This window comes from Streptomyces sp. UW30 (assembly GCF_008042075.1).
Taxonomy (GTDB): Bacteria; Actinomycetota; Actinomycetes; order Streptomycetales; family Streptomycetaceae; genus Streptomyces.
On the sequence record NZ_RDBN01000033.1, the window covers coordinates 419,679 to 440,566 of the forward strand.

Sequence of the window (20,888 nt, forward strand, 5' to 3'; positions counted from 1 at the left end):
GGCCGCCGCCTAGGACCCGGTCCTCTCCCAGCCCCGCCGCTCCGGCCGCGGCCCCAGTTGCTCGGGGTCGCGGCTGCGGTACACCAGGTACGGCCGGAACAGGTACTGCACCGGCGCACTGAACATGTGCACCAGCCGGGTGTACGGCACCAGCGCGATCAGCGCCATGCCGATCACCGCGTGGATCTGGTACAGCACCGGCACGCCCTGCATCCGGACCAGGTCCGGCTGGAGGGTGAACAGGCTGCGGGCCCAAGGGGCGATGGACTGGCGGTAGTCGTAGCCGTCGCCGGACGAGTGGGCCAGCTTGGCGACCATGCCCATCACGATCGCCGCCACCAGCACGACGTACATGAGCTTGTCGTTGGTCGTCGTCGCCCGGAACACCGGTGCGTTGGTGCGCCGGCGGTACAGCAGCAGCGCGATCCCGGCGACCGTCACCACTCCCGCCGCCGTACCGCCGTAAAGGGAGAACAGGTGGTACGTGTGCTCGCTCACGCCGAGCGAGTCCGTCCAGGACTCGGGGACGAACAGCCCCACCAGATGGCCGACCAGCACGAACAGGATGCCGTAGTGGAAGGCGGGCGAGGCGATGTTCAGCAGCCTCGACTCGTAGACCTGGGAGGAGCGGGTCGTCCAGCCGAAGCGGTCGTAGCGGTGGCGCCAGACCAGGCCGGCGACCAGCAGGGCGAAGGTGACGTAGGGCAGGACGCCCCACAGAAGCGTGGTCATGGGCGCACCCCCGGGTGTGCGGTCGGCAGGGTGGCGCACACGGCGTCCAGGACGGACGCGTACGGTGTGCCGAAGTCGGTGAGCCGGGCGCGGAGCTGCTCCAGGCACTCGCGGTGTTCCAGCAGCAGGTCGGTGTCGCCGGTGCGGGCCGCGAACTCCAGGACCGCGGGCAGGAAGTCGGGCAGTTCCTCGCCGGTGAGCTCCAGGCCGTGGGCGCGGTAGACGTCCTTGAAGCGGAGCAGCGACATGCCGCGCCGCCGGGTGTCCCCGTCGAGCCACCAGGTCAGATACAGGCTGTGGCGGTTCTTGAAGTCGAAGACCTCGACGTAGTGCGCGGCCAGTTCCTGCGGCTCGGTGACCGCCGCGTGGTCGGTGAACTCCCGCAGCTGCGGGGCGGCCTCGCGCAGCAGGGGCAGCCGGGCGCGGAAGTCGTCGTCGGGGTAGGTCAGACAGAGCGCGGCCGCCTGGTAGAGCACCTCGAAGGACGGCATCAGGTCTCCTCGACGTCGGCTGTGCGGGTCAACTCGGCCGCGTCGGCGGCGTCGTCCGAGGTCTGTCGTCGGCGCAGGGCATGGAAGTTCTCCACCGTCACCAGCGGCAGCAGCTTGCGGCCCGAGTCCTGGCCGACCGGCCCGTCCCCGCCCATCCCGGGCCCGCCGTCGAAGTCGAGGCTGCACCCCTGTGGCAGCGCCGACTCCTCAAGGCGCCGGGCGTCGCCGACGGCCGCCGTCGGAATGACGTACCGGTCCTCGTACTTGGCGATCGCCAGCAGCCGGTACATCTCCTCGATCTCCCCGGCCGCCATGCCCACCGCGGCCGGCACCGAGGGATCCGGTTCCTCCCCGAGGTTGATCGCCCGCATGTGGGAGCGCATCGCGGCGAGCTTCTCCAGCGAGGAGCGGACCGGGCCGATGGCGCCGGCCGTGAACATCCCCGCCAGATACTCCAGCGGGATGCGCAGACTGTCGATCGCGCCGAACAGATTCCCCGCGTGCTCGCCGTCGTGCCCGGTCTCCGCCAGCGCGTCCACCACCGGGGACAGCGGAGGGATGTACCAGACCATCGGCATCGTCCGGTACTCCGGATGCAGCGGCAGCGCCACCCGGTACTTGCTGATCAGCGCGTGCACGGGCGAGCGGCGGGCCGCCTCCAGCCAGTCGTACGGGATTCCCGCCTCCTCGCACGCCCGCCGCACCTCGCTGTCCTCCGGGTCGAGGAAGACACCCAACTGCGCCTCGTACAGGTCCCGTTCGCGCGGGACGGAGGCCGCGGCCGTCACCCTGTCCGCGTCGTAGAGCACCACCCCGAGGTAGCGCAGCCGGCCCACGCAGGTCTCCGAGCAGACCGTCGGCAGACCGACCTCGACCCGCGGATAGCACATCGTGCACTTCTCGGCCTTGCCGGTGGCGTGGTTGAAGTACACCTTCTTGTACGGGCATCCCGTCACGCACATCCGCCAGCCCCGGCACCGGTCCTGGTCGACGAGGACGATGCCGTCCTCCGCCCGCTTGTACATCGCCCCCGACGGGCACGCGGCCACACAGGACGGGTTGAGGCAGTGCTCGCAGATGCGCGGCAGATAGAACATGAAGCTCTGCTCGAACTCGAACCGCACCTTGTCGGAGGCCTGCTGACGGGCCTGTTCGACCATCGGGTCGAGGTCACCGTAGGCGGGGGCGCCGGCGAGGTTGTCGTCCCAGTTCGCCGACCACTCGATCTTCATCGGCTTGCCGTCGAGCTGGGAGATCGGCCGCGCGACCGGGTAGTCGTCGCCCAGTGGGGCGTCGGTGAGGTTCTTGTAGTCGTACGTCCAGGGCTCGTAGTAGTCCTTGATCTCCGGCAGTTCGGGGTTGGAGAAGATCCCGGCGAGTTTGCGGAAGCGGCCGCCCGCCTTCAGCTTCAGCGCGCCGCGCCGGTTCAGCTCCCAGCCGCCGCGCCAGCGCTCCTGGTCCTCGTAGCGGCGCGGGTAGCCCTGGCCGGGGCGGGTCTCGACGTTGTTGAACCAGACGTACTCCATGCCGCGCCGGTTGGTCCACGCCTGCTTGCAGGTGACCGAGCAGGTGTGACAGCCGATGCACTTGTCGAGGTTCATCACCATCGCGATCTGGGCCATCGGACGCATCAGTACTCGACCTCCTGGCTGCGGCGGCGGATGACCGTCACCTCGTCGCGCTGGTTGCCTGTCGGGCCGAGGTAGTTGAACGCCCAGGAGAGCTGGGCGTACCCGCCGACGAGATGGGACGGCTTGAGGATCAGCCGGGTGAGCGAGTTGTGGATGCCGCCGCGCCTGCCGGTGGCCTCCGTCTTCGGGACGGCGATGGTGCGTTCCTGCGCGTGATGCATGTAGACGGTGCCGGCCGGCATCCGGTGCGAGACGACGGCCCGGGCGACGACCACGCCGTTGCGGTTGGCCGCCTCCACCCAGTCGTTGTCGACGACACCGATCGCGTCGGCGTCCTGCGGGGACATCCAGATGTTCTGGCCGCCCCGGGAGAGGGCCAGCATGAACAGGTTGTCCTGGTACTCCGAGTGGATGGACCACTTGTTGTGCGGGGTGAGATAGCGGACCGTCACCTCCTTCTGCCCGTCCGGTCCCAGGCGCGGTTCGCCGAACAGCTTGTTCATGTCCAGCGGCGGCCGGTAGACGGGAAGAGCCTCACCCAGCTCGTGGATCCAGTCGTGGTCGAGGAAGAAGTGCTGGCGGCCGGTGAGGGTGTGCCAGGGCTTGAGGTGCTCGGTGTTGAGGGTGAAGGCGGTGTAGCGCCGCCCGCCCGACTCGCTGCCCGACCACTCCGGTGAGGTGATCACCGGCACGGGCGCGGCCTGCGTGTCCGCGTACGTGATCCGCTTGCCCTCGTGCTCGGCCGCCAGGTGCGCCATCTCCCGCCCGGTGCGGGCCTCCAGGGTGCGGAAGCCCTGGGTGGCGAGGCGGCCGTTGGTGCTGCCGGACAGGGCGAGGATGGTGTTCGCCGCCTTCACGGCCGTGTCGAGGCAGGGCCGGCCGTCGCCCGTCACGCCGTTCAGCCGGCGCAGGTCCTCGACCTCCTCGTCCGGCCGCAGCGTGATGCCCTTGGCGGGCAGCCCGAGTTGCTCCACCAGCGGCCCGAGCGAGGCGAACTTGGCGCCGATCGCCGTGTAGTCCCGCTCCACGACGGTCAGGTTCGGCAGGGTCTTCCCGGGCACCGGATCGCACTCCCCGCGCCTCCAGTCCAGGACGACCCCGCCCGGCTGGGCGATCTCGCCCGGGGTGTCGTGCTGGAGCGGCGTGGCCACCAGGTCCTTGCGCACGCCGAGATGGTCGACGGCCAGCTCGCTGAGCCGCTCGGCCAGCGCCTTGAACGCGTCGAAGTCGGTGCGCGCCTGCCACGGCGGATCGACGGCCGGGGTGAAGGAGTGGACGAAGGGGTGCATGTCCGTGCTGGACAGGTCGTGCTTCTCGTACCAGGTGGCGGCGGGCAGGACGACGTCCGACAACAGCGTGGACGACGTCTGGCGGAAGTCCAGCGACAGCAGCAGGTCGAGCTTGCCCTCGGGCGCCTCGTCGTGCCAGGCCACCTCGTTCGGGCGGACGTCCTCGGGCGCCTCCTCGGCCCGGAGCGAGGAGTGCGTGCCGAGCAGGTGCCGGGTGAAGTACTCCGCGCCCTTCGCCGACGAGCCGAGCAGGTTGGCCCGCCACAGCGTCACAATGCGCGGCCAGTTCTCCGGCGCGTCCGGGTCCTCGCAGGCGAACTTCAGCGTCCCCGCGCGCAGTTCGGCCACCACCCGCGACACAGGATCGCCGAACACCTCGCCGAGCTCCAGCGGGTTGCGGTCGAAGGTCGGATACGACGGCATCCACCCCGCACGCGCCGACAGCGCCAGGCAGTCCGCGCCCGTCATCCCCCGGAACCGCCCCGTGCCCAAGGGCGAGGCGAGCACGTCGGCCGTGAACCGGTCGTAGCGCCACTGGTCGGTGTTCAGGAACCAGTACGCCGTGCCGATCATCTGGCGCGGCGGGCGTGACCAGTCCGACGCGGCCGCGAGCGTCGCCCAGCCGGTCACCGGGCGGCACTTCTCCTGGCCGACGTAGTGCGCCCAGCCGCCGCCGTTGCGGCCCTGGCAGCCGGTGAGCTGGAGCAGGGCGAGGAAGGTGCGGTAGATCGTCTCGGAGTGGAACCAGTGGTTGGTGCCGGCGCCCATCAGGATCATGCAGCGGCCCTTCGACCGCTCGGCGGTGTCCGCGAACTCCCTCGCGATCCGCACGCACTTGGCCGCCGGGACGGAGGTGTGCGCCTCCTGCCAGGCCGGCGTGCCGGGCGAATCGGCGTCGTCGTACGACGCGGGCCAGCGGCCCGGCAGCCCCGGCCGCGCCACCCCGTACTGCGCGAGCAGCAGGTCGAAGACGGTCGTCACCAGCGGGCCGTTCGCGCCGCCGAGCTTGGTCACCGGGACGCCACGGCGTATGACCTCGCCGCGCCCCTGCCCGTGCGGCCCGCCCTCGGTGTCGAAGCGGGGCAGCAGCACCTCGACACCCGCGGACACCGCACTGCCGTACAGGCTCAACCGGGGCCGGATGTCGCCGAGTTCGAGGTTCCAGCTGCCCTTGCCCGACTCGGTCCAGCGAAAGCCGAGGGAGCCGTTCGGTGCGAGCGCGCGACCCGACACCTCGTCCAGCACGACCGTCTTCCACGCGGCGCCCTCGCCCTCCTGCCCCAGGTCCGAGGCGCGCAGGAACTTCGCGGGGACGTAGGCGCCGTCCCGCTCCTCCAGGGTGACCAGGAAGGGCAGGTCGGTGAACTGCCGTACGTAGTCCGCGAAGAACGGGGTCTCCCGGTCGACGAAGAACTCCTTGAGGACGACGTGCCCCATGGCCAGGGCCAGCGCGCCGTCCGTGCCGGGATGCGGATGCAGCCACTCGTCGGCGAACTTGGCGTTGTCGGCGTAGTCCGGGGCGACCACCACGACCTTCTGGCCCCGGTAGCGGGCCTCCGCCATCCAGTGCGCGTCGGGCGTGCGGGTCACCGGGACGTTCGAGCCCCACATCACCAGATACGCCGCGTCCCACCAGTCGCCCGACTCCGGTACGTCGGTCTGGTCGCCGAAGACCTGCGGGGAGGCGACGGGCAGATCCGCGTACCAGTCGTAGAACGACAGCATCGGGGCGCCGATCAGGGAGTGGAAGCGGGCGCCCGCCGCGTGCGACACCATCGACATCGCGGGGATGGGGGAGAAACCGGCGATGCGGTCGGGGCCGTGAGTCTTGATGGTGTGGACGTGCGCCGCCGCGACCATCTCGACCGCCTCGTCCCAACTCGCCCGCACCAGGCCGCCCTTGCCGCGCGCCTGCTGGTAGCGGCGGCGGCGCTCGGGGTCGCCCTGGATGTCCGCCCAGGCCAGGACGGGGTCGCGGAGGCGTTCCTTCGCCTCCCGGTACATCTGCAGGAGGACGCCCCTGATGTACGGGTAGCGGACCCGGGTCGGGGAGTAGGTGTACCAGGAGAAGGCGGCGCCGCGCGGGCAGCCGCGGGGCTCGTACTCGGGGCGGTCGGGGCCGACGCTCGGATAGTCCGTCTGCTGGGACTCCCAGGTGATGATGCCGTCCTTGACGTACACCTTCCAGCGGCAGGAGCCCGTGCAGTTCACGCCGTGCGTGGAGTTCACGACCTTGTCGTGGCTCCACCGGTCCCGGTAGAACGCGTCCGCCTCCCGCCCGCCGGTCAGCGCCACGCTGTGCAGATCGCGCGCGGGCGTGCCCGGCCGGAAGAACCTGCCGGCCTTCAGCAGCGCCGCGCCCGGCTCGGCGGGTGGCGTGGGCGTCGTGGGCGGTATCCGGGTGTCGGTCACAGGCGCGCTCCCTTGCTTGCCCTGATCACGAACCTAGGGCGAGGCGGGGGAGCGCACCCGTTCTCGGCGCCCGTACGGGTCAGGGCTTGCGGGCGACCCCCGCGTACACGGGCACGATGCCCTCCGCCTGGGCCGCCACGTCCGCCGGCTCCGGACGCCAGCCGTAGACCGGGATGACACCCGGGCCGAGCAGCTCAAGGCCGTCGAAGAAGCGCGAGAACTCGGCGAGCGAGCGGGGGAAGAACGGGGTGCCGCTGCGCCGGAAGTGGTTCGCCGCGTTCTCGATGGCCTGCGGGCTGAGGTCCGGGGTGACCTGGGACAGGATCAGGTAGCTGCCCGGGGCCAGCGTGTCGACGTACCTCTCCAGCAGGCCGTACACGTCGTCGCCGTCGGGGTCCTCGCCCAGGTAGTGGGTCAGCGCCACCAGCGACAGTGCGACCGGCCGGGCGAAGTCCAGGGACTCGCCGGCCCGGCTCAGCAGGGCGTCCACGTCCCGGACGTCGGCGTGCACATAGTCCGTGCCGCCCTCGGCGGACCCGTGCAGCAGCGCCTCCGCGTGCCGCAGCACGATCGGGTCGTTGTCGGCGTAGACGACCCTGGACTCCGGCGCGACGCCCTGCGCGACCTGGTGCAGATTGGGCTCAGTGGGGATGCCGGTGCCGATGTCCAGGAACTGGCGCACCCCGGCCTCGGCGGCCGTGCGCACGGCCCGGTGCATGAACCGGCGGTTCGCGCGCGCACCGCGCAGGACCGTGCCGTCCACGGCGAGGATCTTCCGGGCCAGCTCCTCGTCCACCGGGTAGTTGTCCTTGCCGCCCAGCCACCAGTCGTAGACGCGCGCCGGATGCGGCCGGCTGGTGTCGACGCGGGCGGGCGCGGACTCGGATCCGGTCATGCGGTGCGGTCTCCTCGTGGGCTCGATCGCCGTGGTGGTGCTCTGCCGGTGCTGTGTCTCAACAGGTCTCGCGGTACTCAACAGGTCTCGCGGTACTCAACAGGTCTCGCGGTACTCAACTGGTCTCGCTGTACTCAACAGGTCTCGCGGTACTCAACTGGTCTCGCTGTACTCAACAGGTCTCGCGGTACTCCCGCAGGATCTTCTTCGTGCGCTCCGCCGACGCGGCGGCCGTCGACATGTGGTCCAGGACCTCCAGATGCGCGGCGACCTCCGTGCGGGAGTCCAGATACAGGGCGCCGCTCAGATACTCCGTGTAGACCATGTCGGGCAGCTCCGGCTCTCCGAAGCGGAACAGGGTGAAGGGCGCGTACGTCCCCGGGTGCGGGCCGAAGGCGAACTCGGCGATCTGGAGCGTGACACGGTCGCGCTCGGCGAACTCCAGAAGCCTGTCCACCTGGTCGCGCATCACCACGCCACCACCGCTCACCGGGCGCCGCAGCACCGTCTCGTCCATGATCACCCACAGGTGGGGCGGGTCCGGGCGCTCCAGCAGCCGCTGGCGCTCCATGCGCAGGGACACATGCCGCTCCACGGTCTGCGGCCCGGTCTGCCCGATGGTTCCGGCCCGCATCACGGCACGGGCGTACTCCTCCGTCTGGAGCAGGCCGGGCACGAAGTGCGGCTCGTAGGACCGGATGATCCGCGCGGCGCCCTCCAGGCTCACATACAGACTGAACCAGTCCGGCAGCACGTCGTGGAACCGCTGCCACCAGCCCGGCTGGTTGGCCTCCTCGGTCAGCGAGACGAACGCGGCCGCCTCGTCGTCCGGGACGCCGTACGTCTCCAGGAGCACCTGCACGTACGGGATCTTCAGGGCGACCTCGGCCGTCTCCATGCGACGTATCGTCGCCGCGGTCACGCGCAGGACCTGCGCGGCCTCGTCGCGTCCCAGGCCGGACGCCTCTCGCAGTTCCTGCAAGCGTTTGCCGAGCACCACCTGGCCCACGGTGGGCGCGGGCCGCCGCTCACTCACGCCACGCCTCCCCTACGCGCCGGAAGTACGGGATGCAGTGTGCCACGTTCCGGTTACCCATGGGGGTGGCCGGTCCTGGCTGCCGACTGCGGGCCGGTGGGGGCTGGTTGCGCGGTTCCCCGCGCCCTGAGGGCGTTGCCATTACCCCGCAGGTAATCGACCGGCCCGCTGCTCCGCGAGACCGTTGAGGCACCGGATTCCGGGCCGGCGCACTCCGGTCCGGAATCCGGGTCCTGTCGCACGCCACTCGACCCCGACGGAGGGTGACTCGTCATGTCCGCCACCTCGCTTGCCGCGCTTGCCCGGACCTCCGACCCGCAGACCGTGCTGCGCCGTTTTCTGGCCCTGGACGCCGTGGTGACCGGGGCGAACGGGCTCGCCTATCTCGTCGCGTCCGGCCCGCTCGGCCGGCTTCTCGGGGTCGACTCGGGGCTGCTGATCGCGCTCGGCGCGTTCCTCGCGGTGTACGCCGGCGGCGTCGGGCTGCTCGCCTCCCGTGCCCGGCCCGCCGCTCTCCCGGTGCGTGCCGTGATCGAAGCCAACCTCGCATGGGCGGTGCTGAGTCTCGTCGCGCTGGCGGTGTGGCTGTCGCCGTCCACCTCGGGTGCCGTGTGGACCGTCGTGCAGGCGGTGACCGTGGCCGGGTTCGCGGCGCTTCAGCACACGGCTCTGAAGGCTCGTCAGGGCAGCAGCGACTGAAGGTACTTGACCGTCGCCGGGTCGGCCGGGAGCAGTGTCTCGATGGCCAGCTCGGCGACGGTCACGTCCATGGGCGTGTTGAAGGTGGAGATGGAGGAGATGAAGGACAGCACGCGGCCCTCGTGCTCGATCTGCATCGGCAGCGCGAAGTACGGGACGGGCTCGTCCGGTTCCGGGCCCGGCGCGTCCGCGGGCACCGGGTACGCGGCGACCTCCTCGTACAGCCGGCGCAGCGGTTCGGAGCGGTGCAGGGCGATCTGCCGTTCCATCTGGGAGAGGAGATGGCCGCGCCACTCGCGCAGGTTGCGGATGCGCGGCGCGAGGCCCTCCGGGTGCAGGGTCAGGCGCATCGCGTTGAGCGGGGGTTCCAGGAGGTGCTCGGGGATGTCGTCGAGGAGCATGAGGATGCCCCGGTTGGCCGCGTGCACGTTGTACATCGCGTCCACCACGAGCGCCGGGTACGGCTCGTAGCCCTGGATCAGCTGTTCCATGCCCGCGCGCAGCGCGTCCAGAGCCGGGTCGTCGAGGGGGGTCTCCGGGTAGTGCGGGGCGTAGCCGGCGGCCAGCAGCAGCGCGTTGCGCTCGCGCACCGGCACCTCCAGGTGCTCGGCCAGCCGCAGCACCATCTCCTCGCTGGGCCGGGAGCGGCCCGTCTCGATGAAGCTGATGTGCCGTGCCGAGGAATCGGCCCGCAGCGCCAACTCCAGCTGGCTGACCCGCCGTTGCTCCCGCCAGGCCCGCAACAAGGGGCCGACGCCCTGACCGGAGGGGGCGATGACGGGCTGGGCGCTGCCGGACGGGACGATGGTCATGGTTACGACCGTAGTCGAGGAGCGGGTGGAATGGCCGGGCTGGGACGTCGTTCCTGGTGGGGGACCGTGTACCGCGCCCGCGTGGGCCCCTCTGGGGGAGTACACCCCCGACCGCACCTTGCGCTCGACCGCAAGCCCGGCCAGGTCAACCCCGACTCCAAGGGCTGCGCCGCGGTGATGCGCTCGGCCCCCTTCGGCCTGGTGAAGCCGCCGACGTGGCCTTCACCATGGCCGCCCGTGCCGCCCGGATCACCCACGGTCACCCCACCGGGTACCACGCGGCGGTCGCAGATCGCCGCGCTCGCCGCGCTCGCCGACGGCCCGGCGGCCGAAAGTGTGCGCCGCTGACCATGGGGCATGCGTCTGACCAGGGCCGTCGCGCCCGGCGTGTGGCAGGCTGAAGACGAACCATCCCGTAGCCCTCCCGCGCAGGAAGGAGCGAGGCCATGCCCCTTGAACCGCTGTCGCAGAAGGAGATCGAGGACCGGCTCGCGGAGCTGCCGGGCTGGTCGCAGGAAGGCGACCGCATCGCCCGCTCCTACCGGCTCCCCTCGCACTTCGCGGCCACGGCGATGGTCGTGCACATCGCCCAGGTCCAGGAGGAGCTCGACCACCACACCGACCTCACCCTGGGCTACAACACGGTGTCGCTCACCGTGAACACCCACACCGTGGGCGCCGTCACCAAGCGGGACTTCACCCTCGCCCGCAGGATCGAGGAGCTCGCCCCCGGCCACGGGGCACAGTGACGCGCGTGCTGGACTACGACAAGGAAGCGGAGCGGTACGACGCCTCGCGCGGCGGCGAGCCACGGGCGGCGGCCGCCGCGCAGGCCGTGCTGGGCTTTCTGCCGGACGGCACCCGGCGGCTGCTCGACGTCGCGTGCGGCACCGGCATCGTGACGCGGCGGCTCGCCGCGGGGCGGGACGGCCTGCGCGTGACCGGCGTCGACCTCGCGCCCGCGATGGCCCGGCAGGCCGCCGCCCGCATGCCCGGCGCGGTCGTGCTCGCCGACGGCCGCCGGCTGCCGTTCCCGCACGGCCGGTTCGACGCGGTCAGCAGCGTGTGGCTGCTGCATCTCGCGCAGTCCACCGAGGACGTACGCACCATCGTCGGCGAGTGCGCCCGGGTACTGCGGCCCGGCGGGTTCTACGTCACCACGGTCGACAAGGCCGCCGCCCACAACGTGGGCAGTGACATCGATGCCGTGATGGCCACCCGCCCACGCCGCCCGGCCCGGGACACAGCGGCGCTCGTCGAGTCGTACGCCCTCTCCCACGGCCTGGTCCCGGCAGGCGGGACCCGTTTCGCCGGTCACGGTCAGGGGCGCAGCCCCCGCCGCACGGTGGCGGACCTGCGTCGGGGCTGGTTCGTGACGGTGCCGCCCGGTGGGGCGCTCGCGGACGGTTTCGCGGCCCGTCTGGCGCAGCTCCCGGACCAGGACCGTCCCCGGCCCGACCCGGTGTTCACGCTGCGGGCGTTCCGCAAGCCGGGGTGATTCTTGTCCGGAGGGCGGCCCAACTAGCGGGCGTCGTCGCGTAGTTGTACGCGCTCGTTCGCAGCTTGGTGTCGGCAGCGGGGCCCGTTTCACCGGTCACGGTCGTCAGGGTCGCAGCCCTCGTTGCACGGTGCCGGACCTGCGTCGGGGCTGGGTCGTGACGGTGCCGCCCGGTGGGGCGCTCGCGGACGGTTTCGCGGCCCGTCTGGCGCAGCTCCCGGACCAGGACCGTCCTCGGCCCGACCCGGTGTTCACGCTGCGGGCGTTCCGCAAGCCGGGGTGATTCTTGTCCGGAGGGCGGCCCAACTAGCGGGCGTCGTCGCGTAGTTGTACGCGCTCGTTCGCAGCTTGGTGTCGGCAGCGGGGCCCGTTTCACCGGTCACGGTCGTCAGGGTCGCAGCCCTCGTTGCACGGTGGCGGACCTGCGTCGGGGCTGGGTCGTGACGGTGCCGCCCGGTGGGGTGCGCGTGGACGGTTTCGGTGCCCGGTCCGGGTGACGCACGCCCGCAGGGCGGCCCAACTGGCCGACGGACGCGGCAACTTACGCACGCGCGGCGGCGACTGAGGGAACGGAACCCGTCCGTCCTCCCGAGGAGGTACGTCACGTGCAGCACCCGCGCAAGCACCGTAGACGCCGGGCCGCCCTCGCAGCGACCCTCGCCACCGCCGCCCTGATCGCCGCCGGACTCACCACCCTGAACGGCGCCGGAACAGCCGAGGCCGCCACCGCCCGGCAGGTCGAGAAGCTCGACCGGGGCGTGGTCAGCGTCCACACCGCGAGCGGAAACCTGGTCAGCTGGCGCTGGCTCGGCACCGACCCGAACGACGTCTCCTTCAACGTCTACCGGGCCGGTACGAAGGTCAACTCGACCCCGGTCACCGGCTCCACGAACTACTTCCACGCCGGCGCCCCCGAACAGGCCGACTACACCGTCCGGGCCGTCGTGGGCGGCGTCGAGCAGGCCGACTCCGTGCACGCCGTCCAGTTCCGCCCGGGCTACAAGGACGTCCCCATCAGCCCGCCCGCCGGCGGCACGACCCCCGACGCAGTCGCGTACACCTACGAGGCCAACGACGCCTCGGTCGGCGATCTCGACGGCGACGGCGCCCTCGACTTCGTCCTGAAGTGGCAGCCCACCAACGCCAAGGACAACTCCCAGTCCGGCTACACCGGCAACACGATCGTCGACGGCGTCAAGCTCGACGGCACCCGGCTGTGGCGCATCGATCTGGGCCGCAACATCCGCTCGGGCGCGCACTACACGCAGTTCCAGGTGTACGACTACGACGGCGACGGCAAGGCCGAGGTCGCCATGAAGACGGCCGACGGCACGGTCGACGGGACGGGGGCCGTGATCGGCAACTCGTCCGCCGACCACCGGAATTCGAGCGGATACGTCCTCTCCGGACCCGAGTTCCTGACCATGTTCAACGGGCAGACCGGCAAGGCGATGGGGACCGTGGACTACCTCCCGGCCCGCGGAACGGTCTCGTCGTGGGGCGACTCGTACGGCAACCGCGTCGATCGATTCCTCGCCGGTACCGCCTACTTGGACGGCTCCCGACCCTCGCTCGTCATGGCCCGCGGCTATTACACCCGTACGGTCATCGCCGCCTGGGACTGGCGGGGCGGTGCCTTCACCCGCCGCTGGACCTTCGACACCAACTCCTCCACCAACACCGGCAAGGGGTTCGACGGCCAGGGCTCGCACAGCCTGTCCGTCGGGGACGTGGACGGCGACGGCAAGGACGAGATCGTCTACGGCGCGATGGCCGTCGACGACAACGGCAACGGCCTGTGGACCACCAGGACCGGCCACGGCGACGCCCAGCACCTCGGCGACCTCGACCCTTCGCACGCGGGACTTGAGTACTTCAAGGTCTCGGAGTCGACCGGCCAGCCCGCCGAGCTGTACATCGACCCGGCCAACGGCACCGTGAACTGGTCCTCGCCGCCTGCTGCGACAACGGCCGCGGAGTCGCCGGGGACATCTGGGCCGGCAACGACGGCGCCGAGATATGGTCCGCCTCCGACTCCTCGGTCCGCGACGAGGCCGGCGCCGCCAAGGGCCGCGAGCCGTCCTCCGTCAACTTCCTGTCCTGGTGGGACGGCGACACCGTCCGTGAACTCCTCGACGGGACCCGCATCGACAAGTACGGCACGTCGTCCGACACCCGTCTGCTGACCGGCTCCGGTGTCTCCTCCAACAACGGCACCAAGGCCACACCCGTGCTCTCGGGCGACATCCTCGGCGACTGGCGCGAGGAGGTCGTCTGGCGCACCAGCGGCAACACGGCGCTGCGGATCTACTCGACGCCGTACGAGGCGAACACGAAGATCACGACCCTGCTCCACGACACGATGTACCGCACGGGCATCGCATGGCAGAACACCGCCTACAACCAGCCCCCGCACCCGAGCTTCTTCCTCGGCAATGGCATGGCCACCGCGCCCAGGCCCGCCGTGTATACGCCCTGACCTCGGCCTATGTCCTGGAAAATCGACAGCTTGGGCGACCGCTCGCACCCTGCGGGCGGTCGCTTTCTCTCGTGATCCAAAGCTGCTGGGGCGAATCTGGGGAGATCCATTTCAAGAGGACCCCTCAGGAGACTCATCCGCCTCGGCGAGCTCGCCGGCCATGAACCGCCCTCGGCCAGGACCACGCTTGCGAACGTGTGCCGCAGCACGTGGAAGCCGTACTCACGCGGCATGCCCCGGGTCTCCCTGCGCCACGGCTGCTTGCCTCGCACGGCCCCAGCACTGGTCGGGTGTCGACGACGCGCGAATGTTGAACCAGCGCCGACGAACCCAAGCGTCGCCACCGGTCCACTTTTCACCCGTCGCCGACAGTCACCGACGTGGTGCGGCTGTGGGACGGCACCCCGGTGCCCTGCGGCGCCTCGCGCGAGACCGCGAAGCGCTCCGCTCCGTCGAGGTGGGCGGGTCATACACCAGCGAGACCATCATCTCGGCCTGGTCCCAGTACCCCCGCAGTTCCCACCAGACCCCCTATGAGCTGCGGCGGCTCATTTCTGAACGGAACACACATCACTCGAGTCAGCGTGCCCGCTCCACCCGGCGCTCGTCCCACACCGGCTCTTGGGTCTCGCGTACCCAGCCGTCGCTGCCGAAGACCAGGAAGCGGTCGAAGAACCGTGCGAACCAGCGGTCGTGGGTGACCGCCAGGACCGTCCCCTCGTACGACTCCAGACCTTCCTGGAGAGCCTCCGCCGACTCCAGGTCCAGGTTGTCCGTCGGCTCGTCCAGCAGCAGCGCGGTGGTCCCCTGGAGCTCCAGCAGCAGGATCTGGAAACGGGCCTGCTGGCCACCGGAGAGGCGGTCGAAGGTTTGGTCCCCCTGGCGGTCCAGCTCGTAGCGGCGCAGCGCCGACATGGCCGCGCCGCGGTCCTGGGCGTGCTCCGTCCACAGGATGTCCACCAACGTGCGCCCCATCAGCTCCGGATGCGCATGCGTCTGAGCGAAATGACCCGGTATCACCCGTGCGCCCAGCTTCACCACTCCCGTGTGGGCGACGTCCTCCCCGGCCAGCAGCCGCAGGAAGTGCGATTTACCCGAGCCGTTGGAGCCGAGGACCGCCACTCGCTCGCCGTAGAAGACCTCCAACGAGAACGGCTTCATCAGCCCGGTCAGCTCCAGATGCTCGCATGTGACGGCCCGCACCCCGGTCCGGCCACCCCGCAGACGCATCCGGATCTCCTGCTTGCGCGGCGGCTCCGGCGGCGGGCCGATCTCCTCGAACTTGCGCAACCGGGTCCGGGCCGCCTGGTAACGGGAGGCCATATCGTCGCTGCGCGCGGCGTACTGCTGCAGGTCCTGTACCAGCTTCCTGAGCTGGGCGTGCTTCTCGGCCCAGCGGCGGCGCAGTTCCTCGAACCGGGCGAACCGCTCCTGCCGTGCCTCGTGGAAGGAGCCGAAGCCGCCACCGTGCACCCAGACGTCGGAGCCGGCCGGTCCCGGCTCCACCGCGATGATCCGCCCGGCTGCGCGGGCCAGCAGCTCCCGGTCGTGCGAGACGAACAGAACGGTCTTGCCGGTCTCGGCGAGTCGCTCCTCAAGCCATCGTTTGCCCGGTACATCCAGATAGTTGTCGGGTTCGTCCAGCAGGAGGACCTCGTCCGGACCGCGCAGCAGCGCCTCCAGCACGAGCCGTTTCTGCTCACCACCCGACAGAGTGCGCACCTGGCGCCACTGCGCCTTCTCGTACGGCATCCCGAGCGCGGCCATGGTGCACATGTCCCATAGAGTCTCCGCCTCGTAGCCTCGCGCCTCCGCCCAGTCGGCGAGGGCCTGGGCGTACTTCATCTGGGCGGCCTCGTCGTCCACCGTCATCATGAGGGTTTCGGCCGCGTCGACGGCCCGGGCGGCCTGCTGGATGCGCGTCGGCGCCACCGACACCAGCAGATCGCGGACCGTGGTCTCGTCCCGCACCGAGCCGACGAACTGCCGCATCACCCCGACGCCGCCACTGGAAGTCACGGTGCCGCCGTGCGGCTTCAGCTCGCCGGACAGCAGGCGTAGCAGCGTGGTCTTGCCGGCGCCGTTCGCCCCGACCAGGGCCGCCACAGTTCCCTCGCCCACCCGGAACGACACGTTCCCGAGTAGCACCCGACCGTCGGGCAGGTAGTACTCGAGGTGAGAGGCCTCCAGATGTCCCATCTTTCCTGTGTCCTTGTCTGCTGTACGGATATGGCGTGGGTGCGCCGGCGCGCTGTGTGGGCGGGCGGCCCCAACCACGGTGCCAGGCGGGCCCGGTCGACGGCTGCTCATTATTTTCCCGGCCGCCGGCAGCCGGGGCCCCGAGGCATCCGCTCAGGCGTTGTGGAGGTCCGGGTCCGCTGGATCGCGGTGGGTCGAGCCGGGGGTGCCGGCCGGGGCCGTGAACCGGTGGCGTACGGCGAAGGCGACGGCGGTGCCCGCCAGCAGGGCGGCGACCGCCGCGGCGAAGGCCGCCCAGGTGCCGTAGGCGCCGACGAGGAGACCGCCGAGTTGAGCACCGACGGCGGTGCCGACGACGTTAACGGTGATGACCCAGGTGAAGGCCTCGGTGATGGCGCCTGATGGGGCCGTGCGCGCGACGAGTTCGTACTGCACGACCGTTACCGGGGCATAGACCAGGCCGCCGACGGCGAGGGCCAAGCCTATCGACCAGTTGTCCCAGGCGAGCAGGGGCAGTGCGGTGAGCGCGGACAGGAGGAGCAGGCCGATGGCGAGGGTGCGTTCGGCGGGCCAGTCCCGGGTGCGGCTGCCATACCAGAGCCCGCCGACGACCCCGCCGACGCCCCAGGCACCGAAGATCAGCCCGACGCTGTCCGCGGAGCCGTGTTCCTCGGCAAAGGCGGGCAGGGCTAGGTTGAACACGCCCGTGGACACGGCCGCGCAGATCAGGATGGCCAGCAATCGGACCAGGCCCGGCGAGCGCAGAGCGCCCAGCAGGTCGCTCTCGGTCTCCTCGGCGCGCCAGTTGCGCGAGGCTTGCGTGGTTGCGAAACCGATGGCACCCACGCCCGCCAGAACCCCGCCGACGACCAGGGCCGTGGCGGGGGTTCCCCAGAACAGTATGCCGCTGAGCAGCAGCGGTCCGCCGATGAAGAAGATCTCGCTGAGCACCGCCTCCAGGGAGAAGCCCGCCTCCCGGCCACTGGTGGGCAGCGCGCTCCACAGCGACCGGACAGAGCCGCTGATCGGCGGGATCGTGGCGCCCGCGACGCTCGCGCACACCAGCTGCAGGAGGCGGGCGTCAGGCGCCACGCACACCAGAGCGATCAGTGCCAGCGGGTGGACAACACCGGTAAGGAGGAGCAGGGGAGTTTGGCCGTGCACGTCGACGCGGCGGGCGACGATCGGCGCAAGCATCGCACCGCCCAGCGAGTAGCAGGCCAGCAGCAGGCCCGCGGAACCGTAGCCCGTGCCTCGCGAGGTAGCGAACACTACAAGGGCAAGCGAGACCAGGAACAGCGGGAACCGGCCGACGATGCTCCACAGCAGTGGAGCGCGCATGTCCCTGTCTCTCAGGACGGTGAGGAACCGGTTCCCGGCGGGCGCAGGCTTGGAGTCGGTTTCGGTGGACGGCTCTTCGGGCCTGCTGTCGGATACGGCATGGGTCATGGCATTCTCTCGGTTCTTGTGGGGAAGGTCCGCCGGGCAGGTGGGTGCCGTTCAGAGCTCGGCAACGACGGCGGCAATCTCCTTAGCGAACATGATCTGTTCCGCCTCGTCGAGTTCCGGGGTGAGCGGTATGCACAGGGTGCGGCTCAGCCGGTCGCGAGTTGCGGCGAAACCGTCCCGGCTCAACGGCGCGTAACGGTCGTCGCCGTCGGCCAGGTTCCACGGGAACCCATCCGCGTACAGCGAGGCGCGGCCCGCCACCACCGGGTGCTCGGGCAAGAGGTACTTGTCCAAGCTCCAGCAGGGCAGCCCCCGTTCCTCCAGCCGCTCTATGGCCCGGTCTCGCAGACGTCGCGACTCCACCAGCAGCCGCACGCTGGTCTTGACGTCACCGGGGCGCTTGGGGATCACGGTGACGTCCGAGCGCTCGCCGAGCGCCTCCAGCGTCAGGGCGTAGTGCCGCTCCAGAGAGGAGAGGATCTCATCCAGCCGCCGGAACTGCTGGAGCTGTACGGCGGCCACGGCCTCGTTGGCACACAGGTTTTCGCCGTAGAACGCGCCGGGGTTCCAGCCCGGGTACTTGCCCTGCTCGCGGGCCGAGCCGTGGTCGGTGTAGGAGCGCAGGACGTCCCAATGGGCGGGGTCGCGGACCACGACCAGGCCGCCCTCGCCGGAGGTGAGGATCTTGGCGTGGTGAAAGCTGAACGTGCCCGCATAGCCGACGGTACCGGCGTGCCGCCCGTCCGTGTGGTGTCCTCCCATGGCCTGCGCGCTGTCCTCGATCAGGTACGGCACCCGCTCGGGCAGGTCGACGACAGTGCCCTCCATGTGCGCCACCACCACTCGCTCCGCGTCCGCGGGCAGCAGCGAGGCGTCCAGGCCGAACCGCTCATCGACGTCGACGAGGACCGGAACCAGTCCGCAGGACAGCACGGCACCGGCCACCGCGACGAACGTGACCGCCGGTATGTACACGGGGTCGCCGATCCGCGGTCGGGTGCCCATCAGCGCCACGCGCAGGGCCTGTGTGCCGTTCGGCACGGTCAGCGCCCGCCCCGCGCCGAGCCGCTCGGCCGCGTACGCCTCCAGCAGGTCGGCGTTGCTCGGCGCAGGGGCGCTGTAGCGGAAGAGGACCTTGTTGTTGAGGGACCGGTGCAGTTCGGGGGTGTCCCCCAGGGAGAGGTAGTTGGCGCCGTAGGGGAAGGGACGCAGCATCAGCAGGCTTCCGTTCGAGGTGGGTGGACAGGGGCTGCGGGGAGAGGCCGCGTCAGAACGGGGCGAGCAGGAGCTGCCGGACCTGACGGGCGACGCGCTGGGCGCCGCGCCGGTCGTCGCCGGCGTGCTCCAGTGCCCGGGAGATGCTGTTCCAGAGCGGGTCGGCACCTCGGACGGCGCGGGCGGCCGAGGTGTCTGGTGCGGCCGCGTCGAGCACCTCGATGCCGGTCGCCTCCGTGATCCCTGCAAGCCGACCGGCCTGGTCCGCGTCCAGCGCTGGGAGCAGCAGCAGCGGGACCCGAGCGGCGTGCGCCTGGTTGACGGCAGTCAGCAGGGGCGAGGAGACCAGCAGCGACGCCTCGGCCAGCAGCCGCTCCGTGGTGGCCTCCTCGACTCCTATGACGGGCAGCGCGCTGGTGTCCTCTCCGGCCGCGGACAGCAGGGCGGACCGTGCGGGCACCGGCGCGTCCAGGACCACACCGAGCAGCGGTTTCCCGTCGTACCGTGCCGCTTCCGCGGCGGCGCGCAGGGCCGCGCCCGCCCGGGCGACGGCCGCGTGGTCGGCGGGGTGCAGATCCGGCGTGGACAGCTGGACGACCGCGCCGCGCGCCGCACGCGCCCGGGCGGCCCGGGGCGGCGCGATCGTGCCGACCGTGTGCACGCCCATGGCGCGCTGCCCGCCCAGCCAGCCGGGCCGGTGCAGGCAGCGGACGGCCGACGGCGGCCAGGTGTCGCCGGGCGGGGGGCCACCGGAGGCGACGAATACAACTGGCACGCCGGAGGCGCTCAGGCGCGCGGCGAGCACATCGTCGTCGCACACCACGGCGGCGCCGAGGGCGGGGCCTGCGTCCGGCTCAGCGGTCAGCTCGACTTCGGTGAGGTGGGCGCTGACATGGCGCAGCGCGGCCCGGGACTCCAGTGTGGGTCGGGCGGCGGCGAGAACGCGCAGCCGCGGCGGGGCGGGATGCGGGGCTGTGGTGGGTGAGGACATGGTGGCTCCGGGCGCGGTCGGTTCCAGACGCGGGCGTGAGGGGAAGGCGGGGCGTCAGTAGTTCCAGGCCGGTACGGCGCCCATGCGTGCGAGGTCGTCGCTGTAGCCGGCGGCGGTCGTGGAGCAGCCGCCGCACATCGTCGGACCCTGCTGCTTGAAGAGATCCACGTGGGTGCGGAAGACGGGGCTGTCGAGCATGACCTTGCCGTCGTCGGTGCGCAGCGGCGCGCCGCCGGGGCCCTCGTCCCCCTCCTTGTGCGGAAGGCAACTGCACGAGAACATCCGGCCGTTCTTGCCGTCCAGGTAGATCACGTCCTCGGTGACCAGACACAGCGGCTCCGAGGCGCGCGGCGGCAGGGACTCCTCGAAGAAGGCCTTCTGCTCCTCGGGTGTGTCGCCGTAGAAGCGCTTGCCGAGCGGTACGAGCGTGGTGGTCGGGTCGGCGGTGTAGATGGGCTCACAGGAGGCGATGACCTCCTCCGCCGACGGATAGCGGATCTCACGGTCCAGCTTGATCGCGGACAGCTCCCACTGCTGGACGCCGAGGTCGGTCAGCACCCGCTGCAGCTCGGGCATCTGCGCGAAGTTGTGCGGTCCCACGACGGAGTTGACGCGCGGGATGATCCCCAACTCCTTTGCCCGGCGCAGCCCTTCCAGACCGTTGTCGAACATGCCGGGAGAGCGGCGGTAGACGTCGTGGGTGGCAGCGGAGGAGCCGTCCAGACTGACGATCACCTGGGCCAGCCCGGCGTCGGCGAGCCGGTCGACGAAGCGGGGCAGGAACATGCCATTCGTGATCAGCGACATGCGCATGCCGTGCTCCGTGCCCATGCGCACCAGATCGACGACGTCCCGGTGCATCAGCGGCTCGCCGCCGGTGAAGCGGACGTAGCCCACCCCCTTCGCGACCGCCTCCGGCAGCAATTCGGCGAAGTCCTCCGGGCTGAACCGGTAGGTGTCCCGGGACAGGGCGAACTCGCACATGAAGCAGTCGGCGTTGCATGCCTCCAGCACACGGATGAACAGATAACGGTGTCGTTCCTGCATGATCGGTCAGCCT

Annotated in this window: 16 protein-coding genes and 2 pseudogenes; 6 read left to right on the top strand and 12 right to left on the bottom strand. The window is 70.8% G+C overall.

Translation table 11 applies throughout. The features are described 5' to 3' along the window. Positions 1–9 precede the first annotated feature (9 nt). From narI to EAO75_RS17260, 6 genes are all read right to left on the bottom strand, one after another. The gene (gene narI / locus EAO75_RS17235) at positions 10–732 is read right to left on the bottom strand and encodes a respiratory nitrate reductase subunit gamma (protein WP_147995927.1); all 723 of its coding nucleotides are present in this window, start codon (positions 730–732) and stop codon (positions 10–12) included. After that, on the bottom strand, positions 729–1,223 hold the full coding sequence (gene narJ, locus EAO75_RS17240) for a nitrate reductase molybdenum cofactor assembly chaperone (RefSeq protein WP_147995928.1): 495 nt from the start codon (positions 1,221–1,223) through the stop codon (positions 729–731). The genes narI and narJ overlap by 4 nt, the downstream gene beginning before the upstream one ends. Further along, entirely contained in the window at positions 1,223–2,854 is a 1,632-nt protein-coding gene (narH, locus tag EAO75_RS17245) for a nitrate reductase subunit beta (protein WP_147995929.1), read from the bottom strand. The genes narJ and narH overlap by 1 nt, the downstream gene beginning before the upstream one ends. Next, positions 2,854–6,555 (bottom strand): nitrate reductase subunit alpha, encoded by a 3,702-nt coding sequence (locus tag EAO75_RS17250; RefSeq protein ID WP_187284474.1) that lies wholly within the window; start codon positions 6,553–6,555, stop codon positions 2,854–2,856. Before EAO75_RS17250 ends, narH begins: the two co-directional genes overlap by 1 nt. A 79-nt stretch (positions 6,556–6,634) precedes the next feature. Next, on the bottom strand, positions 6,635–7,450 hold the full coding sequence (locus EAO75_RS17255) for an SAM-dependent methyltransferase (protein WP_147995930.1): 816 nt from the start codon (positions 7,448–7,450) through the stop codon (positions 6,635–6,637). Between the two features lie 172 nt (positions 7,451–7,622). Further along, positions 7,623–8,486, bottom strand: a complete 864-nt coding sequence (locus tag EAO75_RS17260; protein WP_147995931.1) for a helix-turn-helix domain-containing protein — start codon at positions 8,484–8,486, stop codon at positions 7,623–7,625. Positions 8,487–8,759: 273 nt separating this feature from the next. On the opposite strand from EAO75_RS17260, the gene EAO75_RS17265 reads away from it, so the two are divergent. Then, entirely contained in the window at positions 8,760–9,185 is a 426-nt protein-coding gene (locus EAO75_RS17265; RefSeq protein WP_147995932.1) for a hypothetical protein, read from the top strand. On the opposite strand, the gene EAO75_RS17270 is transcribed toward EAO75_RS17265, so the two are convergent. Next, positions 9,167–9,997, bottom strand: a complete 831-nt coding sequence (locus EAO75_RS17270) for a helix-turn-helix domain-containing protein (RefSeq protein WP_147995933.1) — start codon at positions 9,995–9,997, stop codon at positions 9,167–9,169. The two genes, EAO75_RS17265 and EAO75_RS17270, sit on opposite strands and share 19 nt — an antisense overlap. 30 nt (positions 9,998–10,027) lie before the next feature. On the opposite strand from EAO75_RS17270, the gene EAO75_RS48600 reads away from it, so the two are divergent. From EAO75_RS48600 to EAO75_RS17300, 5 genes and pseudogenes are all read left to right on the top strand, one after another. Beyond that, positions 10,028–10,345 carry a hypothetical protein gene (locus EAO75_RS48600; RefSeq protein WP_410092390.1) on the top strand — a complete coding sequence of 106 codons (318 nt, stop codon included), beginning with the start codon at positions 10,028–10,030 and terminating at the stop codon, positions 10,343–10,345. 98 nt (positions 10,346–10,443) lie between these two features. Then, the gene (locus EAO75_RS17280; protein WP_147995934.1) at positions 10,444–10,746 is read left to right on the top strand and encodes a 4a-hydroxytetrahydrobiopterin dehydratase; all 303 of its coding nucleotides are present in this window, start codon (positions 10,444–10,446) and stop codon (positions 10,744–10,746) included. A 5-nt stretch (positions 10,747–10,751) separates the two neighbouring features. Further along, on the top strand, positions 10,752–11,495 hold the full coding sequence (locus EAO75_RS17285) for a class I SAM-dependent methyltransferase (RefSeq protein ID WP_147995935.1): 744 nt from the start codon (positions 10,752–10,754) through the stop codon (positions 11,493–11,495). Between the two features lie 82 nt (positions 11,496–11,577). Further along, positions 11,578–11,778 (top strand): annotated as a pseudogene (locus EAO75_RS17290) (SAM-dependent methyltransferase); the annotation flags it as partial. 322 nt (positions 11,779–12,100) lie between these two features. Beyond that, a pseudogene (locus EAO75_RS17300) lies at positions 12,101–13,974 on the top strand (rhamnogalacturonan lyase). Between the two features lie 579 nt (positions 13,975–14,553). Here the strand turns inward: EAO75_RS17300 and EAO75_RS17305 are convergent. The 5 genes from EAO75_RS17305 to blsE all read right to left on the bottom strand — a co-directional run bounded on the left by EAO75_RS17305 (position 14,554) and on the right by blsE (position 20,875). Continuing rightward, positions 14,554–16,173, bottom strand: coding sequence for an ABC-F family ATP-binding cassette domain-containing protein (locus EAO75_RS17305; protein WP_147995936.1), 1,620 nt, complete (start codon positions 16,171–16,173; stop codon positions 14,554–14,556). Positions 16,174–16,326: 153 nt separating this feature from the next. After that, complete coding sequence (locus EAO75_RS17310; RefSeq protein ID WP_147995937.1) at positions 16,327–17,622, bottom strand: MFS transporter; 1,296 nt, start codon at positions 17,620–17,622, stop codon at positions 16,327–16,329. A gap of 51 nt (positions 17,623–17,673) precedes the next feature. Continuing rightward, positions 17,674–18,837: a DegT/DnrJ/EryC1/StrS family aminotransferase gene (locus EAO75_RS17315; RefSeq protein ID WP_147995938.1), complete on the bottom strand. Its 1,164-nt coding sequence runs from the start codon at positions 18,835–18,837 to the stop codon at positions 17,674–17,676. Between the two features lie 52 nt (positions 18,838–18,889). After that, complete coding sequence (gene blsF, locus EAO75_RS17320; protein ID WP_147995939.1) at positions 18,890–19,828, bottom strand: CGA synthase-related protein; 939 nt, start codon at positions 19,826–19,828, stop codon at positions 18,890–18,892. A gap of 54 nt (positions 19,829–19,882) precedes the next feature. Further along, entirely contained in the window at positions 19,883–20,875 is a 993-nt protein-coding gene (blsE, locus tag EAO75_RS17325; RefSeq protein ID WP_147995940.1) for a cytosylglucuronate decarboxylase, read from the bottom strand. Positions 20,876–20,888: the final 13 nt, after the last annotated feature.